The following is an 11,924-nucleotide window of genomic DNA, read 5'->3' on the forward strand; positions in this document are numbered from 1 at the left end:
ATTTCGTATCGTGTATTCATTTAATATAATTAACCCATCTATTACCATTTAATCAGTTTGAAGACACGCCCTAGGGAGTTGTATTAGATTTGATTATTATATGGATGAGCTTTTTTAGGCTAAAAAAGGAGAGAAAAAAATGAAAACTTCAAAATCAGTTATGATTATTTCTTTTATTTGTTTTTTTATAGTGTTTCTACCTTCGGCTAATGCGACTACGTTTGGCCATATTCATAGTCAAGGTGGTAAATTTGGAGCTTATTATGATAGTTCAATAACTACGTATGGATACACATCACATTTCGATTTTGCAAGAAATAGTTGGGCAGGTATATCCCCAAATGTTGCTATTTCTAAGTCTAGCACTAGGGGTTACGGCATTGATGAATACTACGTAGGTACGTCTTCTACTCCGCATCTTTATGGGTTGTTTAGTCCGTACAATGATGTTTTTAGTGTTGGTGTAACTGTTGATCCATTAAAGAGAAATTGGGTATACTCTGTAATTTCTGTATACGATAATAATATTAAAGATGACGGTTTAAAAAATTCGACTAATATTAGACATACAACTACCCATGAGTTGGGGCATTCTTTAGGGTTAGCTCACACAGAAGATACCCCTAAGAAAGCTACCTCAGTAATGACAAAAGGACAAGAAGCAGATAGAAGTATAACCACGCCCTCAGATTATGATAAAAACCAATTAAGAACTCTATACTAGATATCTAAAGGAGAGAAAAAAATTATAATGGTAGCATATAGAAAAAAATCAATTAAAAGAATTACGTATGTAAGTTTGGTTGTAATGGCAATAATTTCTTCTTGTTTTTATTTTTTTGTATATAATAGTGTGAAAGTAATTAGTGCGCAAGCATCGTATCTTGAATTTGAAAATGTTGAAGATTTAACTGATGATGCTGATTTAGTAGCGTTAGTTTCACCTACTCAAGATTTCTATGATAGAGAACATGTGGTGAAAACTTATTCTACTGGTGCAATAGAAGACTTTTTTACTCTCACAAATGTTAACATTAAGGAAATTATTAAAGGTGAAGATAGTTTTCCAAATAGTATTGAAGTAGTAGAACCCATAAGTTTAATTCAAAAAATAGATGGAAAGTATAAACTGAATATTGAAGGTTATACTGAAATGGAGGTTGATAAAGAATACATAGTTTTTCTCAAAAAAAACTATTTAGGCAATTATGCGGTAATAAATATGAAGAATGGTGTATTTGATATAAATGAAATTAAAAATGATACATTTGAATTACAAAATAACACACTAAGTAATGACAGAGAGTATCATTCAAATAGTTTCTCAAGTAATTCTTATGACACGTTAAATACAAGAGAAAAGTTAGCTTTAGAGATCCAACAAAAGTTTTTGCTTAATAACTCTTTTGAAACTGAACGGTGATCTTAATCTAATAGTGATAGAAAGAAAGGAAGGAAGTGCAAAATGAAAAGGATAGGATTATTGTTTTTACTTTGTTTATGTCCCCTTATCATTATAGCTTGTAATCAAAAAAACAATGACGATGTTGTGGCAGAGATAGAATATCATAAGGAAGGAAATGTAATCAAAATCACTCAAAGAGACACTGTTAATCAAATTCTAAATATTTTAGAATCTGCTCAAAAGAACAAGAAGGTTATTGATGTAGGGAAAACAGACGAAAAAATAGTTGTTAATTACAGTAGCAATGATATCAAAATTTTTGATCTGTACATCGATTTTGATAAGAGTGTCGGTATGGTCGTAATGGAATCTGACAGTAATTATGCTTATGAGCTATCTAGTCAGTCTATAAAAGACTTAAAAACAATTCTAAAAGGGACTTAAAATAGAAATAATTAATTTTTCTATCAGTATTTTATTAGTTAGATACTCATTAAACCGATAAGACCCCACTGATCCTTAGGATCGAGTGGGGTCTTACATATAATCAGATGAATTTTAGCATACGACTTATTTCAAAAAAACATCAAACTGCGCATTTCTTTTCCTTACTTAAAAAAGCCTATGACTTGTTCAAAGCCGTTCTTCTTTTCCAACGTTTCAACAGCACGTATAATCCAAAAGCACCTAAGAATATCACCGCTGCCGGAACGATATAAGGTTTAACAATCTCATCCACATGCTCCCATTGAGAGCCTAATTTGAAGCCTAAGTAGATGTACAATGAGGTAATCGGAAGCATGGCCAAGAATGTAAAGATACTGAATTTAAACACATTCATCTTCGCCATACCGCAAGGGATGGAGATCACGGTCCGAATGCCGGGTACAAAACGTCCATAGAATGCTACCCCGCTGCCATATTTCTCGAAGAACTTATCCGAAGCGTCCAGGTGGTGGGGGCGAATCAAGAAATACTTGCCGAATTTTTCGACCATCGGTCTGCCGCCGTATCGTCCCAGGGCATACAATGTCAGAGGTCCGAACGTTCCGCCTACGGTACCCGCCAGAATAGCCAGCCAAAGCTTCATATCCCCCAGATACACCCAATATCCCGCCATGGGCAGTACAAGTTCAGCGGGTACGAATTCAAACGACAAGGCAATGACGAGACCTGCGTATGACAAATCTTTAAAGAAGAGTATAAATTGCGTGATCCATTCTGTCATGCTTTCCCTCCATGAATCTATCTTTTTTTATATAAAAGAAACACTCCTATACAAAGAGTAACAATAGCGAATAGAGCTTGTCAAAGTTCACATGAAAGGCCTTTTCGGTACGTACTTCAGCAATATGTTTACCCGTACATAAGGTTGATATGGATTCGTGAACACCTAGTACAGAACTTCGTACTGAAGCAATGATATATTATTCTCTGAAAATGCTTCCAATTATAGTATGATAAGACTATCACTAGCTTCTTCACCATCCTGTACATAAAGAGAAGGAGATCAGAACATGACCGTATCTTCGATTATCGACCAGATCCATATTATTGAATACAATCCCTCTTACGCTGCCGCACTCGCGGATATGTGGAACCGTAGTAATGAAAGCTGGGGAGGTGGCACCAACCTTAGAACAGAGGAAACGGTTCGCCGGGAGATGGAGAGTTCGTCCAATCTTTATGCGTTTCTAGCTGTTCATGAGAAAAAGGTTGTTGGCTTCTGCAGTTTTGCTCATTACCGCTATGACGAGAGAGCGCTATATGTACCGTTGCTTAACGTACGCCCCGACTATCACGGGTATAAGGTTGGACGTAACCTGATCCTGAATGCTGTGCGCAAGACTGTGGAGGCCGGATGGCCTCGCCTGGATCTGTTCACGTGGGCAGGGAATACGAAGGCTGTACCGATGTACAAGAAATGTGGATTCTTCTGGGAGAAAAAAGACGATAATGTGCATCTGATGAATTTCATCCCTACCATTTTGCAGACCGAAGCACTCGCTCCTTATTTCGAGGAGCTAGATTGGTATGCAGACAGCACGCGTGAACTCGTCATTGAGCCGGATGGCCGACGGGAGCGTGGTTTTGATTTCTTTGACTATACGTGGAAAAAGGGAGATATCTCCCTGCGGGCTGAATTTGAAAAGTCGGGTCGCGGGCTGACTGCCCTCGAAACACCGGATTACGAAATCTCAACAGAAGTCGACGATCATGATCTGGTATTCGGTTCCAGCTATAACGTTCGCTATCGCATTAAAAACAATTCTGCGTCCGAATTGGCAATCGAGATCAAGGGTGAGGATAACAAAAACATTCGATTTGCGCTGGACGTTGCACGAGCAGTAGCTCCGGGAGAAACCATCATCGTGGAAGGTGAGTTTCACGTTGATCCGATTACAGAGGAACAGAATAACAATAAGACGCATCCCGTTGTTGCTAGCACTTGGTTGATCGGCGGTAAGAAAGCGGAGTTCAGGTTGGGTATCGCCCCGAAATTCCCGGCCAAGATCAAGACCATTTTGCCTGTGAAGGAGCTCTATCCAGGTATCCCGGCGGAGTTGGTTCTGAACGTGGAAAATAATGTGGATGCAGAAACGGAATTCAGCTTGAACCTGCCTGAGGATGAATTCCTTGAATGGGCGGAGCGTGCCGTGCGCTTTACGGTTCCTGCCAAAGGTAAGATGTCTGTGCCAGTGCCTTTCACCTTGCGTTCATATGGTCTCTATTCCGAAGAAGTAGAAGTAACGGCTGTCCCAGTGGGGAACCATGCGATCTCTTTTACAAGTAAACTTTCTGTACTGATGAAGGGAATCGAAGGGAAATATGGCGGGCAGATTGAGGATCAATGGGTGGCTGTTAATGGCGCATTCTCCATTCATATGAGTAAGCAAGATAACATGACGTGGATTGAATACCCGGGCTCTCGTCATTCATTCTGGTGGACTTATCCGAAGCTGGGTAAGCCATTTGCCGAAGAGTTATCCAAGAAACAAGCCAAAGAAGTGAATATTTATGCCGAAGGGGAACGTCAAGTTCTTGAAGCACTGTATGACTCGGAGGATTTCCCAGGCTTGCAGATTAAGTCCGTGGTCAAGCTGTCTGCGAATGGAATCGCTGAATTCCACCACGAGGTTGAAAATACACGAGACACGGCCTGGGAAGAGGACCTATTTCTAATGAACAACTTCGGTTTCTACGGAAACCGTTTAATCCTCCCGTACCAAGATCGTTTTGTGGATATGGGGGATTCTTACGCTGGCGATCCGAGCCATTGGGACAGCTCTCAAATCACGGAGAATTGGTTGTTCTGTAAGGAGGCGTATGGTGCCAGCGGTATCTATTGGGACCCTTCTCTGAAGCTGCTTCGTCCGGAATACACGTTGGGATTTCAGCATGAGCTTGGCCGTATTGCCGCAGGAGCCGTTGTGCGAACCAAAGCAACTGTATATGCTTTGAACACGTTTGCCAAATGGCATGATTTCCGTGCGTTTGCACGGAAGCAGCGTAATCCGATCATTCCGTTGCTGGACAGTCATCTGGATCTGACACTGAATGAGGGGAATCCATTTGCCCCTGATGTGCTTCAAGCAACGTTGAATGAACATAAACTGGTTCCGCTTGCGGGCAAGCTGGAGCTGTATGTGCAGCAGAGTGGCGAACCGGAGGTTATGGCAAATGCGAAGGAATTCAATTCGGAGCAGAATCTAAACTCCGCCAAGCTGACATTTTCACCAGACGAAGCGGACCGAGGCCAGCACGTGAGTGGTTGGAAAGTTCGTGGGCTATACCGGGGCGAAGATCGGATTCAGGAGCGAACTGCCCTTTGGTTCCCGCAGAGCGAAACAGAGGTTAAGCAAGTCCTTGAAGAAGGTTCATCTGGACCTGTGTACACCGTAGATAATGGAGTATTGTCGATCGCCGTTGCTCCTGAATTCGGGAGTGTAGTACACTCTTTGAAATATGCAGGAGACGAATGGCTGGACAGCTCATACCCTGAACCCGCTCCACGCTCGTGGTGGAATCCGTGGTACGGCGGGCTGGGTGTGGGAGTTCCGGGCATGAATGGTTTCAGTCGTCAGTTGGAACAGAGAGCGGCTTCCTGGACAGAGCGCAAGGACCAATACGGTAACGTTTGGAAAGGCATAAAGCTGACCACCCGAATTGAGAAGCATGAAGCGAATCGGGGAATCACGATTAACCAGCATTATCTGATGCTGCCGGGTGTTCCTGTGCTCTGCACGCTACTTGCCGTGACAAACGAAAGCGGCCTGACGCTGACGGATTACTCGCTTGCGGAGGAACGTTTCCTCCAGCCTTCATCTGTATTTGCGGAAGGTTGGATAGAGCAACCGGGTCAAGATCGATTCCCGCTAGGCAAGGTGGATGTGGGCTTGCCACTTGAAGACCTTTTGCGAGTAGGATCGGTTTCGCGTGAGAACATGCTGCATGCGGTCCATCGTTACCCGAATCAGAGTGCATGGGGTTTTGCCAATAATCAGGTGGCGGGTCTGAACGTGAATCATCATCTGACAATCCAGCACGGGGAAACAGTCTGGACGGAGCCGACATATTTGGTTCTGGGACAGATTCCACTGAGTTCACCGGATGTGCATGACCTTCTCAAACTGAATTTTGCAACTTCTACCGATGAAAAGGAGGCTTCACATGCCGATCATTGATATTCACATTCATCTGTCGGACATCGATAGCTTTCACCGAACAGCGATCGATCTATCGAAAGTGGATTACTCTGCCGCTGGTCTTAAAGCGGAGTTTGATAAGAACGACGTCATTCTGGGCATCGGAATGGGGGTTACGGAGCAGACGAAGGGAGCGTTCCCGGATTCCAGTTCCCCTAACCCGATGGGGCTTGATCTGGAAGAGAAGGTCCCATCATTCCTCATGGAATGCGTGGGGATCAACCCCAATGCGCTAGATGGTAAACACGCTCAGGACGAGCTTGACCGGATTGAAGCAAGACTGCAATCCCCTGACGTAGCCGGAATCAAACTCTATGCCGGATACTATCATCACTATGTGTATGACAAAATCTATACTCCGGTCTATGAACTCGCAGCCAAGTACAACCTGCCTGTCGTGATTCATACGGGTGACACGTACTCCATGAATGGATTGCTCAAATATTCGCATCCGTTGACGGTGGATGAATTAGCCTTTCAACAGCGCGGTGTGAACTTCATGATCTGTCATCTGGGTGATCCCTGGGTGATGGATGCAGCTGAAGTGGTGGCGAAGAATCCTAACGTGTATGCGGATTTGTCTGGTCTTGTGGTGGGGGATCGGCCTCATTTTGAACGGTTCATGAATGAACCTTTATTCATGGATCATTTCCGCCGGGCCTTGGTCTATTCGGATCATTACGAGAAAATGCTGTTTGGTACCGACTGGCCGCTTGCTCCTATCGATCTGTATGCCGAATTTGTCCGCCGACTTGTACCGGAGCAGCATCATGATAAAGTGTTCTACGAGAATGCCTTCGGGCTGTTTCCACGTATTGGACAGCGGATTGCCGATCTGGGTTAAGCGGGGAATTTGATTTCAACACGGAATTCGCGGTTATATAAGCTTTTATCACAAATGTACCCTATGGAGGAGACACTTATTAGTCTCTCTGTAGGGTATTTTTTGCGTGCATGTTTGAGGTATCTTACAACGAGTATAACGAAATGAAGTACAGTATGTGAACGTATAACAATGCGATTCAGCTTATACGGTATATACTCAATATCAGAAAGAGCCTGACAACAGTGTCAGGCTCTTTCTGATTAATCCTTCATTTCTACTTCATTGACATGCGTATCCTTTCGTTTCAGATACAACTTGCTTGGACGGTGCAAGAGCACGACGAGCAGGGTAAAGAGATGAATCAGGATGAACGGGTTACTTTCATTCGGAATGGCAACGAATAGTGCCAGACTCAGAAACGTTACGGTGAGCTTGAACTTTCTCTTGGTGATGAAGATAACAGCGAGCAGGCTGGGACCGATGATAAACAACATCCTGGCTATAATTACGCCAGAGGCGTAAGCCAGATCATTTCCTTTGTATGAGAAGGCGAGATAGGCCTCCATGTTCTGGTTGAAGTCAATGAGGAACGCAATAAAGGACACAATCACGTAGATCAGTTTTACACTCAACAAAATGCGCACAACATTTAATAGCGTGGGTAATGCTGTTTTTACCATACCAATTCTCCTATTCTCTTCGAACTTATAACCGCAGATTCTTCTGGTTGTATTTTTCCTGAGAGTCTTTCTGCACGATATGTATTTCATATATTATACGATGTTGATGTCATATTTTGTATTAACCCAAAGTCTACATTTTCCAATCGTCAACAGCGGCCTTGGACCTACAATTGTCAACTTCCAAAGGATAAGAAAAATATTTTGTAAGCGTTCTAGTACTGGATAATTATTTAATAACGACCGATATAAAGTTAACCCATATTATATTGGACCCAACAAGAATGAGGATGGATGGTGAATGTATTTATGTTATTTACAAAGGCGAGGCAACGCTTGACGAACATGTCTTTTCGCTTCAAATTGCCACTGATGATCGGTCAACTGGTGTGCGTCGTACTAGCTGTGACCGCAGTGCTATGTTACAAAGTGGCAGAGGACATTACATTGGACAAAAGCAGAGATGAGATTCAGTCGACTTCTGACCGGATTGGTGCAGGATTATTTACCTCACTAAGTCTGGAAGAGCAGTCTACGTTTCTAATCACAACACATCGGACATTCCAAGATTTACTGGAGATTCGGAATGCAGCAGAAGGCGAAGATAACGAAGCATTTTTCGAGGAAAACAGTGAACTTGTTAATAAAGCCAATGGGATATTGGCAGATAGCTTAGCGGGCATGGAGGGTAACAGTGTTCTGATTCTGGTGGATCGCAATGGAACCGTGGTTGCGGCGAACGACCCGGAGTCACTTGGAGGTGAACGGGCAGACCGTGCCTATTTCCAGGAAGCCATTAAGGGACGTAACGTCATTAGCGAAGGCATCATTTCCAAGACGCTGGGTACATTGGGTACGGTATTTGCATCCCCGATCTACAATGAGAACAAGCAAGTGGAAGGGGTACTTGTCTCAACCGCCTCTACATCATTCTTCGTGAACCAGTTGCAGAACGTCAAGATTAACGAAGAGGGTAAAGTCATTATTTTGGACCGAATCGGAACGGTCATGTATCATTCGGCAGATGAGGGTCTGGCAGGAAAACCGCTGGAATCAGGGGAGTATCAGTCTCTGATCGATCTGGCTCCAAGTGATACATTGCAACAGGGCGAAGCAAGTACGGACGAGAAAGTGGTATTTTACTCGAAGATTCCACGTTCCGATTGGACGGTTATTGTCGAGGATACATATACGGATGTACGGAAGCCGCTGGTAGGTATGGCGAAGCAAATGTATATCGTTTTGTTGAGTGCCATTGCCGTGTCTATCATCGCAGGTATCCTGATCTCGCAGCTGGTAACCAGACCGATTAGCCGAATAACGCTATTGTTCAAACAGTTGGCCGGAGGAGATCTGACTGTGCAGGCAGAAGGCAAGTATACCGGGGAATTCAAAGAACTGGCAGACAGCTTCAACACGATGGCCGAGGGAAACAAACAACTGATCTCCAGCATGAACCGTTCCATCGGGGTCCTGAATATAAGCACTACGGAGCTGGATCAATCTGCACAGCAGACTTCGGCTTCCATCACGGATACAACAGCGACAGCCCTTGAGATTTCACGGGCGATGGAATCACAGGCGAACGACACCGAATCCATCGTGGATAAATTCATGAATGTGGGGAACAAGATTGAGAACGTGAATGAGATGTCACAGTCCGTTATGCTTAAGGCGGATGAGATCACGGACGCATTTAAAAATAATCATGAGGTCATTGACGTCCTTATTGCGGTAAATGGACAGAATGAAGCGGAAGTGAGCAACATCTCACAGATTACGGTTCAACTCGCCGAGAGTTCCTCCGGTATTCATCAAATTACGGGCACGATTGCCGAGATTGCGAATCAGACCAAGTTGCTGGCACTGAATGCTTCCATCGAGGCGGCGAGAGCTGGCGATCAGGGGCGTGGCTTCGCAGTCGTTGCTTCCGAGATTCGCAAGCTGGCTGAGCAGACAACGGCGCAATCAGAGGACATCAATCGTATTGTGACGCAGACGATAGCACATGTGGAGCAGAATAACCGCAGTGTACATGCCATTGAGGCGATTGCGGAGCAGCATAAGAGCAGTGTAAGCCAGACCAAGGAAACCTTTAATTTTGTCACCCAAAATATGCAGGACATGATGAATCAGGTACAGGCGATCGCTTCCGAGATCGAGTCCATTGAGCGAGATAAGGATGATGTACTTGGAGCTGCACAGAATCTGTCGGCTTCAGGAGAAGAGGTCTCGGCATCCATTGAGGAAGTGACGGCAACAATGCAGGAACAATCGGGCATGACTGGACATCTGGCAGAGTTGGTGCAGACCATTAATGGACTCACCAAACAACTTGCTGAAGAATCATCCCGCTTCAAAACAAAATAGGAACACCAAAGAAACCCGTCTCTCAAAAGAGAACCGGGTTTCTCGACAAAGTGAGCACCTGTACCCATCTAAGGGTACAGGTGTTTTTGTGATGCGCTACTCTCCCCGAACGGATGGTGCATACGCCAGCACTTCCATTTCAATTAAATAAGGGCCTAACCCGCTGAATACAGTAATACGGGCGGGATATGGCTGCTTAATCATTCGCGCATAGACTTCATTGTATTCGGACTGATCCTCCACACGGGCTAGATGAGTGGTTGCCTTCACGATATGATCGAGTGTAAGTCCGGCTTCTTGCAGGATCACCTCAATATTACGAATGCACTGCTCAGTCTGCTCCTTAATGCCGCCGATGGGCTCAAGCGTCTGTGGATCGACACCTACTTGACCTGCGACGTAGACCAAATCTCCTGCGCGGACAGCATGGGAGAAAGGAAGCGGGAACTTGGGTGCTGCACTTGCATGTATGATGGTAGACATCGTAGCTGTCATTCCTTTCCTAATGAGTGTGTATGATTGGTGTTAACTGATGCCAGTTCGTAGCCTGCTGATAATGATGAGCGATGGACAACAGGCGGTCTTCTCTCATGAGTGGACCGGCAAGCTGCATGCCGATAGGTAATTGCTTCCCTGAGGTGGTATCGAACCCGATGGGTACGGTGATAGACGGTAGACCCGTATTGGTGAACGGTCCGTTAAAAATCGGGCTTCCCGTCTTGTAGCCATATGGGGCCACATACGGTGTTGATGGAGTTAATAACACATCCACTTCATCAAAAAGCATCATCATCTCGCTCCGGAATATCGTTCGAATGCGTTGTGCCTGCAAATAATCAACGGCACTCGTCTGGTAACCGAGTTCAAGCTGCTCCCGCATCGTGTGGCCGTAACGATCAGAGGCTTCCGCGAAGCGTTCCTGATGGAAGGCGGCAGCTTCCGCCCGCATAACCGTACGATGAGCAGCAACGGTCTCTTCCATATAAGAAGGCAGGTCAACTTTCTTCCATTGCATACCCAGCTTCTCAAGTACAGCGATTGCCGACTCTACTGCTAACCAGATCGCCGGTTCGTCAGTTTGGAAGAAGCTGCTCGGTAGGCCGATCACCATTCCTGATATAGGATGTTCAAGAGCGCTCGTTAAGTCTGGCTTGCCGTGAGGAAGTGTGAAGGGGTCCAGCTCATCTTGCCCGGCCATCGCTTCAAGAACGATTGCGTTATCTTGGGCCGATCGAGTGAAGGCACCAAGGTGATCCAGGCTCCAGCTGGCTGTGATGACACCATTACGGCTAACCCTGCCGTAAGTGGGTTTCATACAGGTTAATCCGTTGTAGGCTGCGGGTCTAAGCAGAGATCCGAAAGTCTGTGTTCCAAGTGTGAAGGAAGCCATGCCAGCTGCTACTGCAGCAGCGGAGCCGGAGCTAGAACCGCCCGGTGTATGCTCTAGATTCCACGGGTTGCGGGTTGGTGGTTCTCCTCCCTGGAAGGCATATTCCGTCGTTGTTGTCTTGCCGAGCAGGATAGCACCTGCAGCCTGAAGCTTATCAATCACAGTAGCATTTGTTTCGGGTACGAAGTCAGGATAGGTGCTTGACCCTGCCGAGGTGCGTATGCCAGCGGTATGGATAATGTCTTTGGCTCCATAGGGAATGCCATGCAGAGGACCGAGATATTCGCCATTCATCAGCTTGCGCTCAGACTCCCTTGCGGCCTGCAAGGCTTGATCAGTGGTAACTGTAACGAACGCTTGCACAGCAGGCTCTACTTTCTCAATGCGATTCAAATAGGATTTCGTAAGCTCGACAGGAGATATCAACTTATTTTTAATCAGTGTTGCGGCCTCAGCAATCGTCAGCTCGTTAAGTGGTTTGGTAATCATCGCAGGGGCACTCTCCTATGGGGGGAATTGGGTCCTACTTCTTCTGGCAACTTGAAGC

General features: G+C 45.2%; 10 protein-coding genes. 6 read left to right on the top strand and 4 right to left on the bottom strand.

The features are described from left to right. Positions 1–139 precede the first annotated feature (139 nt). Genes HF638_RS27960 through HF638_RS27970 form a run of 3 tightly spaced genes read left to right on the top strand, consistent with a single transcriptional unit; the run spans position 140 to position 1,849 of the window. On the top strand, positions 140–724 hold the full coding sequence (locus HF638_RS27960) for a matrixin family metalloprotease (protein WP_169483159.1): 585 nt from the start codon (positions 140–142) through the stop codon (positions 722–724). 27 nt (positions 725–751) lie between these two features. Beyond that, complete coding sequence (locus HF638_RS27965; protein WP_169483160.1) at positions 752–1,423, top strand: hypothetical protein; 672 nt, start codon at positions 752–754, stop codon at positions 1,421–1,423. A gap of 42 nt (positions 1,424–1,465) precedes the next feature. Further along, on the top strand, positions 1,466–1,849 hold the full coding sequence (locus HF638_RS27970; RefSeq protein WP_169483161.1) for a YhfM domain-containing protein: 384 nt from the start codon (positions 1,466–1,468) through the stop codon (positions 1,847–1,849). A 178-nt stretch (positions 1,850–2,027) separates the two neighbouring features. On the opposite strand, the gene HF638_RS27975 is transcribed toward HF638_RS27970, so the two are convergent. Beyond that, positions 2,028–2,633, bottom strand: coding sequence for a DedA family protein (locus HF638_RS27975; protein WP_169483162.1), 606 nt, complete (start codon positions 2,631–2,633; stop codon positions 2,028–2,030). 289 nt (positions 2,634–2,922) lie between these two features. Here HF638_RS27975 and HF638_RS27980 point away from each other — a divergent pair, with 289 nt between their 5' ends. After that, positions 2,923–6,090 (top strand): GNAT family N-acetyltransferase, encoded by a 3,168-nt coding sequence (locus HF638_RS27980; RefSeq protein WP_169483163.1) that lies wholly within the window; start codon positions 2,923–2,925, stop codon positions 6,088–6,090. Further along, positions 6,077–6,955, top strand: coding sequence for an amidohydrolase family protein (locus HF638_RS27985; protein WP_169483164.1), 879 nt, complete (start codon positions 6,077–6,079; stop codon positions 6,953–6,955). Before HF638_RS27980 ends, HF638_RS27985 begins: the two co-directional genes overlap by 14 nt. Positions 6,956–7,197: 242 nt before the next feature. On the opposite strand, the gene HF638_RS27990 is transcribed toward HF638_RS27985, so the two are convergent. After that, the gene (locus HF638_RS27990; RefSeq protein WP_169483165.1) at positions 7,198–7,617 is read right to left on the bottom strand and encodes a hypothetical protein; all 420 of its coding nucleotides are present in this window, start codon (positions 7,615–7,617) and stop codon (positions 7,198–7,200) included. 309 nt (positions 7,618–7,926) lie between these two features. Here HF638_RS27990 and HF638_RS27995 point away from each other — a divergent pair, with 309 nt between their 5' ends. Continuing rightward, positions 7,927–9,987, top strand: a complete 2,061-nt coding sequence (locus HF638_RS27995; RefSeq protein ID WP_169483166.1) for a methyl-accepting chemotaxis protein — start codon at positions 7,927–7,929, stop codon at positions 9,985–9,987. A 96-nt stretch (positions 9,988–10,083) separates the two neighbouring features. Here HF638_RS27995 and HF638_RS28000 read toward each other — a convergent pair whose 3' ends face one another. Both HF638_RS28000 and HF638_RS28005 read right to left on the bottom strand, forming a co-directional pair. After that, on the bottom strand, positions 10,084–10,470 hold the full coding sequence (locus HF638_RS28000) for a RidA family protein (protein WP_076332825.1): 387 nt from the start codon (positions 10,468–10,470) through the stop codon (positions 10,084–10,086). A gap of 19 nt (positions 10,471–10,489) precedes the next feature. After that, positions 10,490–11,866, bottom strand: a complete 1,377-nt coding sequence (locus HF638_RS28005; protein WP_169483167.1) for an amidase — start codon at positions 11,864–11,866, stop codon at positions 10,490–10,492. Positions 11,867–11,924 lie beyond the last annotated feature (58 nt).

It is taken from the genome of Paenibacillus sp. SZ31 (assembly GCF_012912005.1).
GTDB lineage: Bacteria > Bacillota > Bacilli > Paenibacillales > Paenibacillaceae > Paenibacillus.

Excerpts from the sequence above, each read along its gene's own strand:
- HF638_RS27960 (WP_169483159.1), top strand. The coding sequence starts at position 140 with ATGAAAACTTCAAAATCAGTTATGATTATTTCTTTTATTTGTTTTTTT.
- HF638_RS27965 (WP_169483160.1), top strand. The coding sequence starts at position 752 with ATGGTAGCATATAGAAAAAAATCAATTAAAAGAATTACGTATGTAAGT.
- HF638_RS27970 (WP_169483161.1), top strand. The coding sequence starts at position 1,466 with ATGAAAAGGATAGGATTATTGTTTTTACTTTGTTTATGTCCCCTTATC.
- HF638_RS27975 (WP_169483162.1), bottom strand. The coding sequence starts at position 2,633 with ATGACAGAATGGATCACGCAATTTATACTCTTCTTTAAAGATTTGTCA.
- HF638_RS27980 (WP_169483163.1), top strand. The coding sequence starts at position 2,923 with ATGACCGTATCTTCGATTATCGACCAGATCCATATTATTGAATACAAT.
- HF638_RS27985 (WP_169483164.1), top strand. The coding sequence starts at position 6,077 with ATGCCGATCATTGATATTCACATTCATCTGTCGGACATCGATAGCTTT.
- HF638_RS27990 (WP_169483165.1), bottom strand. The coding sequence starts at position 7,617 with ATGGTAAAAACAGCATTACCCACGCTATTAAATGTTGTGCGCATTTTG.
- HF638_RS27995 (WP_169483166.1), top strand. The coding sequence starts at position 7,927 with ATGTTATTTACAAAGGCGAGGCAACGCTTGACGAACATGTCTTTTCGC.
- HF638_RS28000 (WP_076332825.1), bottom strand. The coding sequence starts at position 10,470 with ATGTCTACCATCATACATGCAAGTGCAGCACCCAAGTTCCCGCTTCCT.
- HF638_RS28005 (WP_169483167.1), bottom strand. The coding sequence starts at position 11,866 with ATGATTACCAAACCACTTAACGAGCTGACGATTGCTGAGGCCGCAACA.